The 18682-nt window shown below is 67.7% G+C and carries 16 protein-coding genes; 9 read left to right on the top strand and 7 right to left on the bottom strand.

Translation table 11 applies throughout. The features are described 5' to 3' along the window. Nucleotides 1–196 precede the first annotated feature (196 nt). Nucleotides 197–1672 carry an amidase gene (locus QW863_RS14350; RefSeq protein ID WP_315713692.1) on the bottom strand — a complete coding sequence of 492 codons (1476 nt, stop codon included), beginning with the start codon at nucleotides 1670–1672 and terminating at the stop codon, nucleotides 197–199. Between the two features lie 282 nt (nucleotides 1673–1954). On the opposite strand from QW863_RS14350, the gene QW863_RS14345 reads away from it, so the two are divergent. The 5 genes from QW863_RS14345 to QW863_RS14325 are packed head-to-tail and all read left to right on the top strand — an operon-like array spanning nucleotide 1955 to nucleotide 8456. Further along, nucleotides 1955–2542: a LysE family transporter gene (locus tag QW863_RS14345; RefSeq protein WP_315767894.1), complete on the top strand. Its 588-nt coding sequence runs from the start codon at nucleotides 1955–1957 to the stop codon at nucleotides 2540–2542. A gap of 21 nt (nucleotides 2543–2563) precedes the next feature. Further along, entirely contained in the window at nucleotides 2564–2983 is a 420-nt protein-coding gene (locus QW863_RS14340) for a hypothetical protein (protein WP_315713694.1), read from the top strand. A gap of 58 nt (nucleotides 2984–3041) precedes the next feature. Then, nucleotides 3042–4310: a divalent metal ion exporter subunit IhpA gene (gene ihpA, locus QW863_RS14335; protein ID WP_409977919.1), complete on the top strand. Its 1269-nt coding sequence runs from the start codon at nucleotides 3042–3044 to the stop codon at nucleotides 4308–4310. Continuing rightward, entirely contained in the window at nucleotides 4307–5290 is a 984-nt protein-coding gene (gene ihpB, locus QW863_RS14330) for a divalent metal ion exporter adaptor subunit IhpB (RefSeq protein WP_315713695.1), read from the top strand. Before ihpA ends, ihpB begins: the two co-directional genes overlap by 4 nt. Beyond that, nucleotides 5283–8456 (top strand): CusA/CzcA family heavy metal efflux RND transporter, encoded by a 3174-nt coding sequence (locus QW863_RS14325; protein WP_315713696.1) that lies wholly within the window; start codon nucleotides 5283–5285, stop codon nucleotides 8454–8456. Before ihpB ends, QW863_RS14325 begins: the two co-directional genes overlap by 8 nt. A 59-nt stretch (nucleotides 8457–8515) precedes the next feature. Here QW863_RS14325 and QW863_RS14320 read toward each other — a convergent pair whose 3' ends face one another. Then, nucleotides 8516–9082 carry a hypothetical protein gene (locus QW863_RS14320; RefSeq protein ID WP_315713697.1) on the bottom strand — a complete coding sequence of 189 codons (567 nt, stop codon included), beginning with the start codon at nucleotides 9080–9082 and terminating at the stop codon, nucleotides 8516–8518. Nucleotides 9083–9428: 346 nt separating this feature from the next. Between QW863_RS14320 and QW863_RS14315 the strand changes: the two genes are divergently transcribed. Together QW863_RS14315 and QW863_RS14310 are read left to right on the top strand one after the other, a co-directional pair. Then, nucleotides 9429–9824, top strand: coding sequence for a GFA family protein (locus QW863_RS14315; protein WP_315713698.1), 396 nt, complete (start codon nucleotides 9429–9431; stop codon nucleotides 9822–9824). A gap of 1084 nt (nucleotides 9825–10908) precedes the next feature. Further along, the gene (locus QW863_RS14310; RefSeq protein ID WP_315713699.1) at nucleotides 10909–12165 is read left to right on the top strand and encodes an aminopeptidase; all 1257 of its coding nucleotides are present in this window, start codon (nucleotides 10909–10911) and stop codon (nucleotides 12163–12165) included. Nucleotides 12166–12252: 87 nt separating this feature from the next. Here QW863_RS14310 and QW863_RS14305 read toward each other — a convergent pair whose 3' ends face one another. Continuing rightward, nucleotides 12253–12717 carry a DUF4399 domain-containing protein gene (locus tag QW863_RS14305; protein WP_315713700.1) on the bottom strand — a complete coding sequence of 155 codons (465 nt, stop codon included), beginning with the start codon at nucleotides 12715–12717 and terminating at the stop codon, nucleotides 12253–12255. A 327-nt stretch (nucleotides 12718–13044) separates the two neighbouring features. On the opposite strand from QW863_RS14305, the gene QW863_RS14300 reads away from it, so the two are divergent. Further along, complete coding sequence (locus tag QW863_RS14300) at nucleotides 13045–13497, top strand: cupin domain-containing protein (protein ID WP_315713701.1); 453 nt, start codon at nucleotides 13045–13047, stop codon at nucleotides 13495–13497. On the opposite strand, the gene QW863_RS14295 is transcribed toward QW863_RS14300, so the two are convergent. Continuing rightward, on the bottom strand, nucleotides 13494–14312 hold the full coding sequence (locus tag QW863_RS14295; RefSeq protein ID WP_315713702.1) for an MBL fold metallo-hydrolase: 819 nt from the start codon (nucleotides 14310–14312) through the stop codon (nucleotides 13494–13496). The genes QW863_RS14300 and QW863_RS14295 overlap by 4 nt on opposite strands. Nucleotides 14313–14422: 110 nt before the next feature. Between QW863_RS14295 and QW863_RS14290 the strand changes: the two genes are divergently transcribed. Then, a complete protein-coding gene (locus tag QW863_RS14290) occupies nucleotides 14423–15328 on the top strand; it encodes an alpha/beta hydrolase (RefSeq protein ID WP_315713703.1) in 906 nt (301 codons plus the stop codon). Nucleotides 15329–15333: 5 nt separating this feature from the next. Here QW863_RS14290 and QW863_RS14285 read toward each other — a convergent pair whose 3' ends face one another. The 3 genes from QW863_RS14285 to QW863_RS14275 all read right to left on the bottom strand — a co-directional run bounded on the left by QW863_RS14285 (nucleotide 15334) and on the right by QW863_RS14275 (nucleotide 18564). After that, nucleotides 15334–16860: a permease gene (locus QW863_RS14285; RefSeq protein ID WP_315713704.1), complete on the bottom strand. Its 1527-nt coding sequence runs from the start codon at nucleotides 16858–16860 to the stop codon at nucleotides 15334–15336. Beyond that, on the bottom strand, nucleotides 16857–17606 hold the full coding sequence (locus QW863_RS14280) for an ABC transporter ATP-binding protein (RefSeq protein WP_315713705.1): 750 nt from the start codon (nucleotides 17604–17606) through the stop codon (nucleotides 16857–16859). The genes QW863_RS14285 and QW863_RS14280 overlap by 4 nt, the downstream gene beginning before the upstream one ends. Nucleotides 17607–17802: 196 nt before the next feature. Next, nucleotides 17803–18564, bottom strand: coding sequence for a transglutaminase-like cysteine peptidase (locus QW863_RS14275; RefSeq protein ID WP_315713706.1), 762 nt, complete (start codon nucleotides 18562–18564; stop codon nucleotides 17803–17805). Nucleotides 18565–18682: the final 118 nt, after the last annotated feature.

Raw genomic sequence — 18682 nt, 5'->3', positions numbered from 1 at the left:
CGGGACCCGCATGCCGCGCCGGGGCAGGGCGGCATCTGCCGCCTCCCTGCCGGAACGCGTCGCGGTCCGCTCGTCCGTCACGTTCGCCCTCGCCGATCAGTGCGACGCGCCGGCTTCCGGCCGGCACCGTCCACGCTGAACAACGATCGATGGGCGCCGCCGGATCAGTGGCCGGCGGGGCGCTCGTGGTTGCGGCTCAGGCTTTGGTCACGTGGACGGCGGGCGTGGTACCGCCGTTCCACTTGCCCTCGATCGCGCGCTCGATCTGGGCGGCCAACTGCAGCAGCAGGCCGTCGTCGGCCTGCTTGCCGATCGCCTGGATGCCGAGCGGCAGGCCGTGCTCGTTGGTCGCGAGCGGCAGCGAGATCGCCGGAATGCCGCAGAGGTTGGCGAGCGGCGTGAACGCGAAGTTGCGCCAGAGATTCTCGAACCAGTTGAGCACGTCCGGATTGTCGCTGATCGTCAGATATTCGGTAGTGCCGATCTTCGGGGTCGGCAGCGCGGTGATCGGCGTCAGGATGATATCCCAGTCCTCGAAGAAGGCGCCGAAGGCGCGCGAGGTGGTGTTGAACACCGCCTGCATCGCCGCGCGCTCGGCGAAGCTGGTATCGCGGCCGGCCTCCCAGATGCGGATGTTGATGGGCTCGATCAGCTCGGCCGGCGGCCGCTCGAGCTTGCGCGACGCGAGCAGGTTGTTGATGACGATCGCGAAGTTGGAGATGTAGCAGGTGGTCTGCGCCGCGAATGCGGCGCGATAATCCACGTCGGGCAGCGCGTAGCCGACGTGGTGGCCGAGGCCCTCGAGGAACTTGCCGACACGCGCCAGCTCTGAAGCGATGTGCGGCGTGGCGCGATAGTCGCCCCATTGATGCGACAGCGCGATCCTGAGCTTGCCGGGATCGCGCTTGATCAGCTCGACGTAAGGCTCCGGCGTGGTCCAATACGGCATGAACTCGCCCGGCGCGCCGCCGCGGCAATGATCGACGAACGCCGCGGTGTCGCGCACGCTGCGCGACTGGCAGCCCTGGATCGAGACGAGGCCGGAGAGATCCGACAGATGCGGCGCGATCGAGAACACCCCGCGCGAGACCTTCAGCCCGATATTGCCATTGACGCCTGCGGGAATCCGGATCGAGCCGCCGCCATCGGTGGCATGCGCGATCGGCACCACGCCGGCGGCGACCATCGCGGCACTGCCGGCCGACGAGCCGCAGGTCGTGTAGTCGGTATTCCACGGATTGCGCGTGACATAGACGGCCGGGTTCTCGGCCGAGCTGCAGACGCCGAACTCCGGCGTAGTGGTGCGGCCCATCAGGTTGAGGCCGGCCTTGCGCATCTTCGCCGTCAGGTGCGTGTCGGCGGCGGGACGGTTGCCGCGCATGAACAGCGAGCCCTGCTCCTGCAGGCGCCCGGCCATGGTCGGCCCGAGATCCTTCATCAGGAACGGCAGGCCGGCGAAGGGGCCTGCGAGATTGGCGCCGGCCTTCGCCGGATCTTCGACGGCGTCGGCGAAGACTTCGATCACGCCGGACAGTGCGGGATCGACTTTTGCGATTGCCTCGGCGGCCTGCCTTGCCAGCTCCGCCGCCGTCAGCTCGCCGCTGCGAACGCGCGCCGCCAGCGCCATGCCATCTTGCCGGGCCCACTCGTCCCAGCTCATCGCCAACGTCATCTGTCTTCCGATCCTTGCGCGCCGACCATCGATGCTACGCGTCCGAACGGTGCGATGATCAGGCGCTGTTCCACTTCCGGCGCCGCGAACCTTAGTTTGCACGAGAGCCAAGTCAATCAATCGCCCTGCATGCTGCCATACGATCCTATCATGCGGCGCGGCCGACCATCGTCCGCAATGAAGCCGACATACGAGCCGTTCCGGAAAACGGGACTGCGGCCCGCGGCGCCGGACGTTGACGCGCGTCAAGGCCGGCGCATGGCGCGCGTGCTTGATGCGGTCATGGATATCCTGACCTTCGGCGCGGCGGGCGCCGCGCTGCTCGTCACGCCCGGCCCAACCAACACGCTGCTCGCCACTGCCGGTGCGAGCCGTGGCGCGCGCGCATCCGTTCATCTGCTGCTCGCCGAGCTTGCCGGCTATCTGCTCGCGATCGCGACGCTGCGCATCACGCTCGGTCCGCTCGTTGCGACCGCGCCGCTGGTCGGACATGCTCTCCGTGTCGTGGTCGTGCTCTATCTGCTGCACCTCGCGGCCGCGCTCTGGCGCCACGGCAGCAGCAGCGGCGCAAGCGATGCGGCGCCGGTCACCCTGCGCGGAGTGTTCATCACGACGCTGTTCAATCCAAAGGCCATCATCTTCGCCTTCACCTTGCTGCCGCCGGAAGGCGATGCGGCGAGCCTATGGCCGTTCCTGGTCGTGCTCGGGCTTTCGACCGCGACGATCGGAGGAGCCTGGATCGCGCTCGGCGCGACGCTGCGCTGCGGCCTCGGGCATGTCGTGCCGGCGTGGCTCGGCTATCGCTGCAGCGCTGCGGCCCTGGCGCTGCTCGCCTGCGTGATCCTGGCGCCCGCCCTTGGCGCGCCGTGAGCGGTTCCGCTTGTTACATTGTTGCTGATCGACAACCGCGCCGGCCACGTGCTATCCGCTCGCCGAACAGGGGGCGCGGTGCGCAGCATTGGCAAACGAGACATCACGAGCCGTCCGCGCATGCTGCGCCGGATCGTGGCCGCCTGCCTGATGCTCGCCTATGTCCTCGCGGGCGCGCTGCACGGCGCTTGTGACATCGACGTCGCCCATCCCTCCGCGGGCAAGCCGGAGATCGCGTCGCTGCTCGACCGAGCGGGCCACACCGATCAGCGCGGCATCGCCGACCATCATTGCCATGGCTGCTTCTCGGTGGCCGTGCCGCAGCCGCAGTTCGCCGCCGTCCCGGCCGAGGTCGTGGCCGCAACCGGCTGGGCCGTTCCCCTGCTCAGTGCAGGCGTCCTCCCCGAGTCCGAGTCTCCGCCGCCAAAACGCCTGAGCTGACGCAACGTGCCGGACGGCCGATGCCGTCCATCCTTGCCCGTCCAGACAGGTTCATCTCATGCCATTCCCCGGGATGGCTGCGCGTGCCATCGGCGCCGCAGCCCTGCTCGCTCTGTCCGTGCACGCCTCCGCGGCGCAGACGCTGACCCTCCGCGCGGCGCTGTCGCGCGCCCTCGCCGCCAATCCACGGCTATCCGCCGCCGATCGTGACATCGGCATCGCCTCCGGCCAGCGGCTCCAGGCCGGCGCGCTGCTCAATCCCGAGCTGTCCTACGAGCAGGACAATTCATTCGGCTCGGGTCAATATCGCGGCACGCGATCGGCCGAGACGACCTTGCAGATCAGCCAGGCGTTCGAATGGTTCGGCAAGCGCGACGCCCGCATCGCCGCCGGCCAGGCCGGCGTGCGCACCGCCGAGATCCAGCGCCAGGCGGTGCGGCTGGAGATTTTGTCGGAGACCGCGATCGCCTTCGTGACGGTGCTCGCCACGCAGCGGCGCATCCAGATCCTCGACGATCAGGTCGCAGCGCTCGATCGCCTGACGCCGCTGCTGCGCCGTCGCGTCGAGGCGGGCGCGTCGTCGCCGGCGGAGACCGGCCGCGCCGAGGTCGCCTCGGCGCTGGTGCGAGCCGATCGCGAGCGCGTTAAGGCGACGCTTTCGAGCGCACGCCGCGAGCTCGCCGTGCTGATCGGCGACAGCTCGGCGAAGCTCCCGGCCGTCACCGGCCGGTTCGATGCGACCGGCCAGCCGCCGGCGTTCCAGACCGTGATCGCGGCGATCGATGCCAATCCGCAGCTCGTCCGCTGGACCGCGGTCTACGCGCAGCGCAATGCCGAGCTGCTGCTGGCGCGGCTGAAGCCGTACCCCGACGTCCGCATCGGTGCCGGCTGGCGGCATTTCAACGACACGCAGGACGACGCCGTCAGGCTCAGCGTCTCCGTGCCGATCCCGGTGTTCGACCAGAACCAGGGCAATATCCTCTCGGCGCAGGAAAGCCTCGCCAAGACCGAAGCCGAGCGCAAGGCCAACCGCAACGCGCTGCTGGTGATCGCCGGTCGCGCCTACGACTCGCTGCAGGGCTCGCTGCGGGAATTGTCCGTGCTGCGCGAGATCGCAATTCCGAAGGCGCAGGAGGCGGCCGACGAGATCGCGCAGGGCTACAGCGCCGGCCGCTTCTCGTTGCTCGAGGTGCTGGACGCACAGGCGAGCGTGGCGCAGGCGCGGCTGCGCGAGCAGGAGGCGCTGCAGAACATCCATGTCGCCGTGGCGACGATCGAAGGCCTGGTCGGCCGTCCCTTCACCCTGGAACGGGAGACTGCGCGATGAGACCATCCACCGTCATCCTCATTGTCATCCTGGCGGCCGCCGCCGGCGCCGGCGCATCGCGCCTGCTGGTCGAGGCGGAGCCGCAGGCCCAGGCAACCGTCGGCCATGCCGATCATGCCGAGAAGGCACCGAAGGACCATGTCGAGCAGGACGAGCATGGCGCCGACCGCATCCGCATCAGCGACGTGAAGCTCGCCGCGGCCGGCGTCGCGCTCGCCGAAGCCGGCCCTGCGACCTTGTCGGATACGCTGGCGTTCAACGGCGTGCTGCGCGCCAATCAGGAAGCGCTGGTGCAGGTGACGCCGCGCTTTCCGGGCATCGTCCGTGCCATCAAAAAGCGCATCGGCGACACCGTCGCCAAGGACGAGCTGCTCGCCGCGATCGAGAGCAATCAGAGCTTGACCTCGTATGATCTCAAGGCGCCGATCGGCGGCACCATCATCGACCGCCAGATCTCGCTCGGCGAATACGCCTCCGAGCAGAAGCCGGCCTTCGTGGTCGCGGATCTCTCCACGATCTGGGTCGACCTGTCGATTTATCGCCAGGATCTCCGGCGCGTCCGGCTCGACGACGAGGTGCTGATCGATCCAGATGACGGACGCGGCGCGATCCGCGGCCACGTGTCCTACATCGCCCCCGTCGGCGCCAGCGAGACGCAGACCGCGCTTGCCCGCGTCGTGCTGGCCAATCCCGACGGCCGGCTGCGCCCGGGCCTGTTCGTCACCGCGCGGCTGGTTCTCGCCAAGCGCAGCGTCGCCGTGGCGGTCCGCGCGAGCGCGATCCAGACCCTGGAGAACAAGACCGTCGTGTTCGTGCGCGAGGAGGGCGACAAGATCGAGGCGCGCCCCGTGGTCACTGGCGAGTCCGACCCGACCTATGTCGAAATCCGCGATGGCCTCGCCGCCGGCGAACACTACGTTGCCGAGAACAGCTTTGTGGTGAAGGCGGAGATGGGCAAGGGGGAGGCCGAGCATGATTGACGCGGTCCTCGCGTTCGCCGTGCGCCAGCGCTGGCTGGTGCTGATCGCTGCGCTCGCCGCCGCCGGCTTCGGCGCCTGGAATTTCACCCGGCTGCCGATCGACGCCGTGCCCGACATCACCAACGTGCAGGTGCAGATCAACACCAAGGCGCCCGGCTACTCGCCGCTCGAGACCGAACAGCGCATCACCTTCCCGGTCGAGACCGCGATGGGCGGCCTGCCGAAGCTGGACTACACGCGCTCGCTGTCGCGCTATGGGTTGAGCCAGGTCACCGTCGTGTTCCTGGACGGCACCGACATCTATTTCGCGCGCCAGCTCGTCAACGAGCGCATCCAGCAGATCAAGGATCAGCTGCCCCCGGGCGTCGAGGTCGCGATGGGACCGCTCTCGACCGGGCTCGGCGAGATCTTCATGTATGCGGTCGAAGCCAAGCCCGGCGCCAAGACGCCTGATGGCACCGACTACTCGCCGACCGATCTGCGCACCATCCAGGACTGGATCATCCGACCGCAACTGCGCGGCGTGCCGGGCGTGATCGAGGTGAACACGATCGGCGGCTTCGAGCGCCAATTCCACGTGCTGCCCGATCCCGGCCGTCTGATGGCCTACAAGATCAGCTTCCGTGACGTGATCGCGGCGCTGGCGTCCAACAATGCCAATGTCGGCGCCGGCTATATCGAGCGCAATGGCGAGCAATATCTGGTGCGCGCGCCCGGCCAGGTCGGCAGCGCCGCCGAGTTGAAGGACATCGTGATCGGCGCCCGCGGCGGCACGCCGGTGCGCATCGGAGACGTCGCCGAGGTGACCGAAGGGCGCGACCTGCGCACGGGGGCGGCGACGCTCAACGGCGAGGAGGCGATCCTGGGCACGGCGATGCTCCTGATCGGCGAGAACAGTCGCGCCGTTGCGCGCCGCGTCGCCGCCCGGCTCGACGACATCGCGAAGTCGCTGCCCGAGGGCGTGGTCACGCGCACGCTCTATGACCGCACCCATCTGGTCGAAGCGACGATCCGCACCGTGGAGAAGAACCTGCTCGAAGGCGCCGCGCTGGTCGTCGTCGTGCTGTTCCTCCTGCTCGGCAACATCCGGGCCGCACTGGTCACAGCCTGCATCATCCCGCTGTCGATGGCGATGACCATCACCGGCATGGTCGAGAGCAGGGTGAGCGCCAACCTGATGAGCCTCGGCGCGATCGATTTCGGCATCATCGTCGACGGCGCCGTCATCATCGTCGAGAACTGCCTGCGGCTGCTGGCCCAGGCGCAGCATCGCAAGGGCGGACTGCTCACGACCGCCGAGCGGTTGCAGACCATCATCAGCGGCGCGCGCGAGGTGATCGGGCCGAGCCTGTTCGGCACCGGCATCATCGCCGTGGTCTATCTTCCGGTGCTGACGCTGACCGGCGTCGAGGGCAAGATGTTCACGCCGATGGCGCTGACGGTGCTGATGGCGCTCGGTGCCGCCGTGCTGTTCTCGATCACCTTCGTGCCGGCAGCGGTCGCGATCTTCGTCACCGGCAAGGTATCCGAGCGGGAGAACCTCATCATGCGCGGCGCGCGGCGGGTCTACGCGCCGCTGCTGCGCGGCGTGATCGCGCACCGCCTGATGGTCGTAGCCCTGGCCGTGGTGATCGTCGCGGCGAGCGGCTTTGCCGCGACGCGCATGGGCGGCGAGTTCATTCCGAGCCTTGACGAGGGCGACGTCGCGCTCGCGGCCCTGCGCATCCCCGGAACGAGCCACACCCTCTCGGTCGACCTGCAGAAGGCGCTGGACGCGCGGCTGCGACGCATCCCGGAGGTGAAGGACGTGTTCACCCGCATCGGCACGGCCGAGGTCGCGACCGATCCGATGGCGCCGTCGCAGGGTGACGGCTACATCATGCTGAAGCCGCGCCAGGCGTGGCCCGACCCGGCGAAGCCGAAGGCGCAGCTCGTCGCCGAGATCGAGGCGGCGGCCGACGAGATCCCCGGCAGCAACTACGAGATCTCGCAGCCGATCCAGTTGCGCTTCAACGAGCTGATCTCCGGCGTGCGCAGCGACGTCGGTATCAAGATCTTTGGCGACGATCTCGATATCCTGCAGGGCGCGGCGCGCCAGGTCGAAGCCGCGATCCGCGGCGTCAATGGCGCGACCGACGTCAAGACCGAGCAGGTCGCGGGGCTGCCGATCCTGACGGTCAGGATCGACCGCCAGGCGCTGTCGCGCTACGGCCTCAGCGTGGCCGAGGTGCAGAGCGTGGTCGAAATCGCGATCGGCGGCAAGGCGGCCGGAAAGCTGTTCGACGGCGACCGCCGCTTCGACATCGTCGTCCGCCTCCCCGAGCGTCTGCGCGGCAATCTCGATGCGATCCGCGCGATCCCGATTCCACTGCCGGCGGGTGAGGAGGCGAATGCCGCGCCGCTGCGCACCGCCTTCTCCTCGGCCGCACAGCCGCGCTACGTGCCGCTGTCGTCGGTCGCGGCCGTGGCTTCGGCGCCGGGGCCGAACCAGGTCAGCCGCGAGAACGGCAAGCGGCGGATCGTCGTGTCAGCCAATGTTCGCGCCCGCGACCTCGGCTCGTTCGTGACCGAGGCGCAGGCCGCCGTCGCGGAGAAGGTCAAGCTGCCGCCAGGCTATTGGATCGGCTGGGGCGGACAGTTCGAGCAACTGGTGTCGGCGACCAAGCGTCTCACGATCGTGGTGCCGATCGCGCTCGCGCTGGTGTTCCTGCTGCTGTTCATGAGCATGGGTTCGTTCGCCGATGCCGCGCTGGTGTTCTCCGGCGTGCCGTTGGCGCTGACCGGCGGCATCGCGGCGCTGCTGCTGCGCGGCCTGCCGCTGTCGATCTCGGCCGGCGTCGGCTTCATCGCGCTGTCAGGCGTCGCCGTGCTCAACGGCCTGGTCATCATCGCTTTCATCGAACGGCTACGCCGCGAGGGACGCTCGGTGCGGGCCGCGGTGGAGGAGGGCGCGCTGGCGCGATTGCGGCCGGTGCTGATGACGGCGCTGGTCGCCTCGCTCGGCTTCGTGCCGATGGCGATCGCGACCGGCGCCGGCGCCGAGGTCCAGCGCCCGCTCGCCACCGTCGTCATCGGCGGCATCATCTCGTCGACGATGCTGACGCTGCTGGTGCTGCCGGCGCTCTACGTGCTGTTCAGACGCGAGGTGCGGTCCGCGTCGGCATAAGCGGCATGCAGTTCCCGACTTGATAGCTGCATGCCGCCCGCCCGCGACGGCGTCGGGACCTAGTTGAAGGCTATCGGCGCCGCGCTGGCCATCCAGCCGTCGGAGCGTGCATTGCGGGCGAACCGCTGATATCTCGGCGCACGGGCCTCGCGCGTGACACGAGCCGCTGCGCCGAACATCGTGGAACCGCCGTTCGGGTTCACGATCGCGTAGCCGGCGATCGACCGCGGATGCTCGCGGGTGACGTGACCGCCGGAATTGCCGTCATGCACATACCAGACATTGCCGGCGACCTGCTGCTGCAGGATCATGACGTGGCCGGAGCGGACCGCCGCCATGCCCGGTGCGGGAGCCGCGCGTGGAAAGCGACGCCAGTTGGATGCGAGATTCAACTCGGGAATGACCCGGCCGAACGTGTAGAGCGACGCTTCGCAGCCGCAGAAGGCATGCGGGCATCCCGACGGCCGGCCACCGACGACGCGGCCCTCGCCGGGGATCGAGGCCATGGCGTTCATGAAGGAGTGATGGTGTCGGTACGAGTAGTGATGATGATGGTGACGAGGACGGGCCTCGGCTTGAACGGAGAGAGCCAGCAATGCGGCGACGACAATTACAACGCGGTACATTCGGAGGACTCCTGTACACTGTGAAATCCCCCTGCCGCGCGCCAATCAACGTCCAAACATGTCCTCAAAGTGACCGAATCGCCCCCGAGCCATGCAAATGCGGGACGGCGCTGCCCGCTCGGACTGGTTCCAAATCATTCGAAAAGATTGACTCTCGGCGTCGAGGATGACTCACAACAAATGGATGTTCCGCTTTGGGAAGATCAGACTACCTACTAACAGCGCGGCGACCGCGGCTGGCCTTCAGTCGTCCTAATAGCCACAAAGATGCAATCAGGATAAGTAACATCCTCCACGCGTGCCGCGCTCTTGGGCATTCCGTTCCAGACCACGACAGGAGATCGTCATGACCACGTTCCGCGGCAGTTGCCTCTGCGGCCGGGTCGGCTTCGAGGTCGATGGGCCGTTCGACAACTTCCTCAATTGCCATTGCTCGCGCTGTCGCAAGGCCAGCGGCACGGCGCACTCCTGTGAGGTCATCGTCAAGGCGTCGGCGCTGCGCTGGATGCGGGGCAAGGCGAACGTCACACGGTTCGACCTGCCGCAGGCGCGCAGCTTCGCCACCGCCTTCTGCAGCACTTGCGGCAGCACGATGCCGCATCTGACGCGCAGCGGCCGCGAGGCGATCATTCCCGCCGGGAGCTTCGACGAGCCGCTCGGCACCGCTCCCGATCGCCACGTGCATTGGGCGTCACGTGCCGACTGGTACGTCGATGGTGACGGGCTGCGCGTCGAGGACTGACGCAATCAGAATGCCGCTCGTCGGGCGACTCATGCCCCTCACGCCGAGATCGGACAAGCCTGTCGAGGCTTCATATCCGCCCGATCGCCGCTGCGTCCGGAATCCGATTTCACGAGCAAGTCCAGGCTGATTTGGGCTGTCCAGTCCCGGCAGAAAAAATATCCTGCTTGGCAATTTCGGAAAATCATGATTGTTTGTCGCTGTCCCGCCTCATCGACGAGGGGCGCTGCGCGGTCGTCACGAAGCGTGGAGGTGGGATGTGATGGGCGGGCCGGTTTGCAGCGTGGTCATTCGCGCGGACGAACAACATCGGCTCGCACGGTCAAGTCGCGTGGTCCTGATACTCCGATGCCAGTATCAAGCCTGCGCTGGCGCCAATGGCGCCGCGTGGGTGACGGTGACCCAAAAGCCCGGCGCACCGGGGAGAACGCGAAGCAGCCGTAGCGCCATCGCGCAGGGAGGGCCGGATCATCCGGCTGGACCTGTGGTACCTGCCGCCTGCATTTTTTGAGCAGGCGGGCCACGGGCCTCAGTCGAGGTCCGGCCTTCCCTGCACCCTCTCGTTTGAAGAGGGTGAGACCACTGTATCACTCGGACGCCCGGGGCGCCGCGAGGCTACGGACGCACATCCCCATATGCACATCCCATATGCCTCAAAATTGTTGATCACGACGGCGCCAATGGCTCGGTGCCCACCCTCCCCTGGAGGGGGAGGGTCGGTCGCCCGCGAAGCGGGCGAGCGGGGTGGGGTGATCTCTCCGCGAGCGCTTGTGCACGTGGAGAGATCACCCCACCCCGGCTCACGTTTCGCTTCGCTCACCACGAGGCGACCCTCCCCCCTCCAGGGGAGGGCGGGCACCGAGCTCGCGGCTTAGCTTTGGAGAGCGACTGATGCGGATCCATAGGGCCCGTTTTGAGGTGTCGGCTATGTTTCCGAACACCTTCACGGCAGTTGTCCGGGCCATGCCCTGCACGGCGACGAGGGCGGAGAGGCGATGCAGGAGCCGTCTCCCGTTCACCATTGACCGCCCCATCGATTGGCCTATCTCTTCAACACCGCAAAGAAACGGAACTGGATCCCCTGATGACCGCACATCCGCGCAACTTCGATGCCGCCATCGATCCCGTCAAGCTCGACCGCCTGGCCGAGGTGGCGGTGAAGGTGGGCCTGCAATTGCAGCCGGGTCAGGATCTGCTGCTGACCGCGCCGTCGGTGGCGCTGCCGCTGGTGCGCAAGGTCGCCGAGCACGCCTACAAGGCCGGCGCTGGGATCGTGACCTCGTTCTTCTCCGACGAGGAACTGACGCTGGCGCGCTACCGTTTTGGCCGTGACAACAGCTTCGATCGCGCCGCCGACTGGCTCTATCAGGGCATGGCCAAGGCGTTCTCGGAGAATACCGCGCGGCTCGCCATCGTCGGCGACAATCCGATGCTGCTGTCCGGCCAGGATCCGGCCAAGGTGGCGCGCGCCAGCAAGGCCAACTCCAAGGCCTATCAGCCGGCGCTGGAAAAGATCACCAATTTCGAGACCAACTGGAACATCATTGCCTATCCGAGCCCGTCCTGGGCCAAGCTGGTTTTCCCGGACGTGCCGGAGGAGGTCGCGGTGGCGAAGCTCGCGGACGCGATCTTCGCAGCGTCGCGTGTCGACCGCGAGGATGCCGTGTCTGCCTGGGAGCGCCACAACGCGGTGCTGCGCGAGCGCACCGAGTGGCTCAACGGCCAGCGTTTCAGCGCGCTGCATTACACCGGACCCGGCATGGACCTGACGATCGGTCTTGCCGACGGCCATGAATGGGAGGGCGGCGCCTCGACTGCCAAGAACGGCATCACCTGCAACGCCAACATTCCGACCGAGGAAGTGTTCACGACGCCGCATTGCCGCCGTGTGTCGGGTCACGTCGTCAGTTCCAAGCCGCTGTCCTATCAGGGCACGCTGATCGACAACATCCAGGTCAGGTTCGAGGAGGGCCGCATCGTCGAGGCCAGGGCCTCGAAGGGCGAGGAGGTGCTGAACAAGGTGCTCGACACCGACGAGGGCGCGCGCCGGCTCGGCGAAGTCGCGCTGGTGCCGCACTCGTCGCCGATCTCCAAGAGCGGCCTGTTGTTCTACAACACGCTGTTCGACGAGAACGCGGCCTCGCACATCGCGCTCGGCCAGTGCTACTCCAAATGCTTCGTCAACGGCACGTCGCTGTCGCCGCAGCAGATCGCAGCCCAGGGCGGCAACCAAAGCCTGATCCACATCGACTGGATGATCGGCGCGGCCGACACCGACATCGACGGCCTCCATGAAGATGGCCGCCGCGTCCCGGTGTTCCGCAAGGGCGAGTGGGCCTGACGCATGACGGGCCGGCGCCACGCGTGCACCGGCCCGAAGCGAGCCGCGAGCGATGCTCGCGGCGGTGTCGTCGTCGATCGAACCTGCCTACTGCTTGGCGCTGCCGGTGGTGGCCTGAACGTCGATCGTGATCCGCTCCGACATCACCGGCTTGTTGTGGGGGATGTGGCTCCAGTCGCCGAGCACGAGCTGCAAGGTGTGCTTGCCCGGCGTGAGATTGACCGAGGCTTCAGTCTGGCCCTTGCCGAAATGCACGTGGCCGGCATCGACCGGGATCGCCTCGTTGAGTGCGTCGCCCTCGAGCGCGGGCGCGTCGATCAGCAGGTGGTGGTGCCCGGTGTTGGGAGCCTCGGTGCCGGACGGCGCGACGCCCATGCCGGACAGGCCGAAGCGGATCAGGACCGGCGAGGAGACGGTGTCGCCGTCCTTCAGGTTGATGAAGTAGGCCTTGGCGTTTTCGGGGGCGGGCGTTTCGCCCGCCATGACGAGGTTGCTGGTTGCAAGGGCGGCGGCGGACAGCGTGAGGGCGAGTGCGAGGCTCAGTCGGCGCATCCTGGGAAATCCTTATCTCTGCGAAGGCGGAAAATCTTTAAAGGTGACGGCACGGCGCAGGATGGGCAGGGCGACCGGAGGGGCACCTGTCCGCATCTTGCAGTGCGAGCAAACAGTAGATCAGCAGGTTTGGCGAGGCCGCGAACAAATTGCGGCGTTCGCGTGAAGTTTATAGCGCTTGCGTGTTTGTGATGCGACGGCTGGTCGCGGTGGTCTGTTCAAATCTTAACGATCGCGGAAAGCAGCCATTAGGTGCAATCGGCTACGGTCGCAAGCTCGTGCCGGCGTTCGCCCGGTCATTTCAGTCCCATGCATTTGAGGTCCAAGATGTCTCCGTCCTTGATCGAAACCGCCAATCTCACCGTCGACCTGGCGCCCGCTCCGATCGAGCCGTCCTGGATCATCGAGGGCAATCCGACCGCGACCTCCTGCACCATCGCGCGCAGCAGCGACGGGCTGGGCTCGACCATCGTCTGGCATTGCACCGAGGGCAAGTTCAACTGGTACTACGATTTCGACGAGACCATCCTGATCCTCGAAGGCGCGATCACGCTGGAGAGCGAGGGCATGCCGGCGAAGCGCTACGGGCCGGGCGACGTGATCTTCTTCCGCGACGGCGCGCATGCCAAATGGCATGTCGAGGGTCACGTCAAGAAGCTCGCCTTCTGCCTGAAGACCCAGCCCTACGTGCTCGGCCTCGCGGTGCGGGTCATCAACAAGCTCAAGCGCATGTTCCTGACGCCGGAAGGCCGCCGCGGCACCAGCCTTGCGGGCGCCTAGACGCCGTCGAGGATGATCACGGTCGGGACCTGTGGCAGCAGCTCGCGCGACATCTTCAAGGTGCGCTCGGCGCGGCGGTCGATCTCGAACTGCTGGCCGATCTTGCGCATGAACTCGTCGAGCGGCGTCGCGAAGCGGTGCATCGGCAGCACCACCGAGGCGCGCAGACGCTTGGTGATCTCCGAGATGCCGTCGAGCGACATCGTGTAGGTGCCGTCGATCGGCACCATCACCACGTCGAGCCGGCCGATTGCGGCGAAATGAGTCTCGTCGAGCTTGACGTGCAGGTGGCCGAGATGGCCGATGCACAGGCCGGCGACCTCGAAGATGAAGATCGAGTTGCCGTCCTTGATCATGTCGATGCCGATGGAATCTCCGAAATAGCGGCGGATGTCGGTGGTGATGTTGCGGATCAGCACGTCGCCGATTCGCTCGAAGATCTGGGCCGGCTTGCCGTCGTCGCCCCAGCCGCGCAGCACATGCGGGATGCGCGGATCGGGCGCCAGCGTGTAGTGCGTCGAATGCGCGCGGTTCATGGTGATCACGTCGGGCAGCCGTCCGACCTGATAGGCGCCGCTGTAGTCGGTCGCGATGCGGATGCCCATCGGCGTGTCGATGAAGTAGGTCGAGTGGCCGGCATAGGTGATCGTCACCTCGTTGCCGGCAGCCGCCGTCCGGCGCAGGCTGACCGGCATCGCGCGCGGTTGGTTGCCGGCCATCGCCAGGCACTCGCTGGTGCGCGGCCCCGATTGCGCCAGAGCGGGCGATGCGAACGCGACCAGCACGGCAAGCAGCGAGACCAGCGAGCGCAGCATGGCAGTTCCCCTTCGACAGCGCGTGTGAGTGTAGCGGGGAATCCGGATCAGAACTATCCTCGGCGCAACGCCCGGCTCGAGAGCGCGGCGCGACGACGTGGAGAGATGGCATGACGGATCGGGTGTTGCAGCCGTTGCGGGAGATCGACGCAGGCGTGCTCCGCATTGCCTATGTCGAGAGCGGGCCGGCCGATGGCCCCGTCGTCATCCTGCTGCACGGCTATCCCTACGATATCCACTCCTATGTCGAGGTCGCGCCGCGCCTCGCCGCGCAGGGCTGCCGCGTCATCGTGCCCTATCTGCGCGGCTATGGACCCACTCGTTTCCGCGACGCATCGACGCCGCGCTCGGGCCAGCAGGCCGCGGTCGGCGCCGATCTGGTCGCGCTGATGGATGCGCTGGCGATCCCGCGCGCCGTGTTCGCCGGCTATGATTGGGGTGGCAGGGCCGCCTGCGTCGGCGCGGCGCTGTGGCCCGAGCGCTGCACGGGCCTGGTCTCCGTGAACGGCTATCTGATCCAGGACATTGCGCGGGCATTGGAGCCGGCGCCGGTGCCGCGCGAGTTCGCGTTCTGGTATCAGTGGTACTTCCAGACCGAGCGCGGCCGCGCCGGGCTCGCCGCCCACCGCGCCGACATCGCACGGCTGCTGTGGCAGCAATGGTCGCCGCAGTGGCGCTTCGACGATGCGACCTTCGCGCGCGCGGCGGAGGCGTTCGACAATCCCGATCACGTCGATGTCGTGATCCACAGCTATCGGCATCGCTACGGGCTGGCCGATGGGGATCCGCGCTATCAGGAGCTGGAGCGGCGATTGGCGACCCTGCCCGTCATCACCGTGCCTACGATCACGCTCGATGGCGACGCCGACGGCGTGATCCCGGCAACGGACGGCCAGGCGCATGCTGCGAAGTTCAGCAACCGGATCGGCCATCGCGTGATCGCGCGGGCCGGCCACAATTTGCCGCAGGAAGAGCCGGAGGCGTTCGCCGCCGCCGTGACGGAGCTGCTGCGCTGAACGCTTCACGCCCGCGCCGGGCTCAGCTTCCAGGCCGCGAGCAACAGGCCCGCGGTCATCAGGCCGCAGACGATGGCGGCCTCGGGCAGCGCGAGCGCCAGCGCCGCGGTCGCCGCCCAGCCGATCGAGGAGAACGCCTCGGCAAAGGTCGCCAGCCGCGACGAGGTCTGGCGGCGGCGAAACTGGCTGCGACGCGCCTGGATCCGGAACCAGAGCTGGATGGCCGTGGAGGAGACGGTCGCGACCAGAACGGCAACGGCCGTGACCACCGCCTGCGCCGGTGCGACCCAACCGAGCGCAAGCACGAGCGGAGCGAAGATCATCGCGATCGTGATCAGCACGACCTCGACCTTGGCGCGCACGATGCGCGTCGCCGGCAGCGGCGCCGTCGCCACCAGCTCGGGCGCGTCCTCGCCGGAGATGGTGAGCCAGGCGAGGCCGCCCGCGAGCTGGCCCGCCGCCATCACGACGACCGGCGTGATCAGGAACACCGCCTGCGAGCTGTCGGAGTAGCTGCGCCACAGCAGCAGCGCCGGAGGCACCAGATAGAGCAATTGCATCAGCGTCTGCGAGATCAGCCAGGGATCGCGCCGCAGCAGCATGAACTCCTTGCGCCGCAGCGCCTGCTGCCGCGAGCCGCCCCGAAACGACCTGACGCGTGCGCCGGCGCGGCTGGAGATGCCCTGGGCCGCGGCGCTGATCGCGGTGTCGGCGAAGCGCGGCGAGAACACCATCATGACGACGCCGAGCAACAACAGTCCGGCTGCCAGCAGAATCAGCAGCGCCTGGCCGTCGCCGAGCGCCGCTCGAGCCGGTAGCCAAACAAGACTGTCGGGATCGGGCGCGATGGCGGCCGCGGCATCCGAGGTGAGGATGGCGAAGCGCGACAGCGTGCCGTAGGAGACGATCGCCGCGATCTGCAGCACGATGACGAAGCCGGCGCCGATCACGGCAGCCAGGATCTGGGCGACCAGCCGCGTTCGCGCCGGACCAATGAGGCGGAACAGGACGATCGTGATGGCAATGGCGACCGCGGCCGCCGACAGGCCAACGGCTGCGACCACGACGAACGCCGCGAGCCAGCGTGCGCCGCCCTCGATCAGCAGCACGTCGACGAAGGGGGTCGCGAGCAGCAGCGCCATGCTGGTCACGGAGAGCGCGATCGCCGCGATCCGGACGGAGAAGATCTCGGCCAGCCGCACCGGCGACGACATGATGAGATCGAGGTCGGCACGGGCGTAGAACACGCGTGTGACGGATTCGATCGCCTGCGACAGCATCAGCGCCCAGGACAGCATGATGGTCGCGGTGATGACGATCAGCGCGGTCTTGTCGAGCGGCAGCTCGAGATCGGCGTAGCGACCGACCACGACCCAGGCCGGCAGATGCATGAGGGCGCCGAACAGCACGAGACCGATGATGGCGGCCCGCGTGCGGCGGCGCCTGCCGGCCGTGATCATGCCGAGCCATTCCCGCCAGGCGAGCCGGAGCTCGTGACGGGCGAACCAGGCGAGCGTCGCCGCCCGCGTCATGCCGCGGACGCGACGTTGACCAGTGCGATGAACAACTCCTCCAGGCTGGTGTCGGTGCGACCGTTCTGCTGGCGCAGCTCGGCCAGAGTGCCTTCGGCGACGACGCGCCCGGCGGCGATCACGCCGATCCGGTCGGCCATGCGCTCGGCGACTTCGAGAATGTGCGTGGTCATGATCACCGTGCCGCCGCGGCGGACGCGCTCGGCGAGCAGGCCCTTGACGTGCCGCGCCGACACCGCGTCCAGGCCCGTCAGCGGCTCGTCCAGGATGATCAGCCGCGGGTCGTGGATCAGCGCGCCGGCGAGCGCGACCTTCTGGCGCATGCCCTTGGAAAAGCCTTCGCAGCGCTCGTGCAGATGCGGCTCCAGCCCGAGCGAGACCAGAAGTTCGGTTGCCGCGTTACTCGAGGCCGCCGGATCGATGCCCCACAGTCCGGCGACGAACTCGAGATATTCGAGCGGCGTGAGCTTGTCGTAGATCATGGGCTCGTCGGAGACCCAGGCCATCACCTGCTTGGCGGCGATCGGGTCGCGCAGTGCATCGATGCCGAAGATCTCGATCCGCCCGGCATCCGGCCGCAGCAGGCCCGCGACCATGCGCAGCGTCGTCGTCTTGCCGGCGCCGTTCGGGCCGACCAGTGCATAGAATTCACCCGAGCGCACCACGAGGTCGAGCGCATCGACCGCCGGCCGCTCGAAACATTTCGTCAGTCCTCGCACGGCGAGGGCGGGGCTGCCTGGGGTCATGACGGCACTATCGCCTCGTTCGGTTCGCGTCTGCAATGTGGATGCAACTCGTTGCGGCGCGGTGAACGAGCCGCCGCATCGTGTCCTTCGGTGCCGGCCGGTTCCGTCGGCGCACTGGCCGCATTCCTGCCGTCCTCGTCCCGTGAACTCCCGGCCACGTCTCAAGTTGTGGGCACGCGGCAACGATGCGCGATCGTCAATAGTTCACGGAAGCCGTCCCCTCAGGCGACAGCGCCCGGACCTCCGCCATCAGGGGCAAGGCCTGATACCGGGAGATGCCGGTCTCGTCGATCACGAACAACGGCCGCACCTGCCGCGCATCGCTGTCCTGGATCATCGCCATGCGCTGATTGTCGAGCATCAGCCAATGCCCGTCGAGGCGCGCCGCCGCGACGGCGTGATCCTCGTCCCGGACGACATCGTGCAGGATCACGATCCGCAGATCGTCGATGGCAACGCCGGCCATCCGAAGCGCGACGAGCTTGGCGATCGCGTAGTCCTCACAATCGCCGGCACGGCGTTCGAAGGTAGCGAGAGGGGAGGCCCACACGTCCACCTGGCCATATTGAGCGAGATCACTGGCCGGCCGGATGGCCAGATTGACCGCCCGATTGATCTCGCCGAGCCTTGCCCGTCCCGCCCGGAGACGGCCCTGATCGACGATCGCCAGCAGGCTGAGGGCGGCAGGGGAGACGCAGCGCTCGCGGTCGCCATCGCACAGCGCAAGCTGCACGCGCTCGTCTTCGAGCTTGCGCGCGAGCGCCAACCACTTGTCGCGCAACGGGCCTGCTTCCAGGCCGACCCGCGGCAGGCCGAATGGCTCGGCCGTATCCTCGATGGCGTTTGCGAACCCCAATGGCTGCGCGACAGGACCGGCGCCCGCTGGGCTGCCGATCCATATGGCGGCGCTGGCGGCCGCGGCCGCCAGCGATGCGCGCATCAGCGCGAGAAAATTCATGTGACGCCCCGTGCCCGGATCTCGGCCGGCGCGACGCAGCGCCTGACGGAACCGGATGCTTGTTGGGGGTCAGCATGGGTGCGGAGGCTTGGCCTCTGCTTAAAACCGGCAATCCGGC

Origin of the sequence: Bradyrhizobium sp. SZCCHNR1017, assembly GCF_032381375.1 — a bacterium.
In the GTDB taxonomy this organism is placed as follows: Bacteria; Pseudomonadota; Alphaproteobacteria; order Rhizobiales; family Xanthobacteraceae; genus Bradyrhizobium.
The sequence above is the reverse complement of the archived record's forward strand: the minus strand, read 5'-3'. Positions and strand labels throughout refer to the sequence as shown.

Excerpts from the sequence above, each read along its gene's own strand:
- QW863_RS14280 (WP_315713705.1), bottom strand. The coding sequence starts at position 17,606 with ATGACCCCAGGCAGCCCCGCCCTCGCCGTGCGAGGACTGACGAAATGT.
- QW863_RS14285 (WP_315713704.1), bottom strand. The coding sequence starts at position 16,860 with ATGACGCGGGCGGCGACGCTCGCCTGGTTCGCCCGTCACGAGCTCCGG.
- QW863_RS14325 (WP_315713696.1), top strand. The coding sequence starts at position 5,283 with ATGATTGACGCGGTCCTCGCGTTCGCCGTGCGCCAGCGCTGGCTGGTG.
- QW863_RS14350 (WP_315713692.1), bottom strand. The coding sequence starts at position 1,672 with ATGACGTTGGCGATGAGCTGGGACGAGTGGGCCCGGCAAGATGGCATG.
- QW863_RS14315 (WP_315713698.1), top strand. The coding sequence starts at position 9,429 with ATGACCACGTTCCGCGGCAGTTGCCTCTGCGGCCGGGTCGGCTTCGAG.
- QW863_RS14320 (WP_315713697.1), bottom strand. The coding sequence starts at position 9,082 with ATGTACCGCGTTGTAATTGTCGTCGCCGCATTGCTGGCTCTCTCCGTT.
- QW863_RS14275 (WP_315713706.1), bottom strand. The coding sequence starts at position 18,564 with ATGAATTTTCTCGCGCTGATGCGCGCATCGCTGGCGGCCGCGGCCGCC.
- QW863_RS14305 (WP_315713700.1), bottom strand. The coding sequence starts at position 12,717 with ATGCGCCGACTGAGCCTCGCACTCGCCCTCACGCTGTCCGCCGCCGCC.
- QW863_RS14345 (WP_315767894.1), top strand. The coding sequence starts at position 1,955 with ATGGATATCCTGACCTTCGGCGCGGCGGGCGCCGCGCTGCTCGTCACG.
- ihpB (WP_315713695.1), top strand. The coding sequence starts at position 4,307 with ATGAGACCATCCACCGTCATCCTCATTGTCATCCTGGCGGCCGCCGCC.
- QW863_RS14290 (WP_315713703.1), top strand. The coding sequence starts at position 14,423 with ATGACGGATCGGGTGTTGCAGCCGTTGCGGGAGATCGACGCAGGCGTG.
- ihpA (WP_409977919.1), top strand. The coding sequence starts at position 3,042 with ATGCCATTCCCCGGGATGGCTGCGCGTGCCATCGGCGCCGCAGCCCTG.
- QW863_RS14300 (WP_315713701.1), top strand. The coding sequence starts at position 13,045 with ATGTCTCCGTCCTTGATCGAAACCGCCAATCTCACCGTCGACCTGGCG.
- QW863_RS14310 (WP_315713699.1), top strand. The coding sequence starts at position 10,909 with ATGACCGCACATCCGCGCAACTTCGATGCCGCCATCGATCCCGTCAAG.
- QW863_RS14295 (WP_315713702.1), bottom strand. The coding sequence starts at position 14,312 with ATGCTGCGCTCGCTGGTCTCGCTGCTTGCCGTGCTGGTCGCGTTCGCA.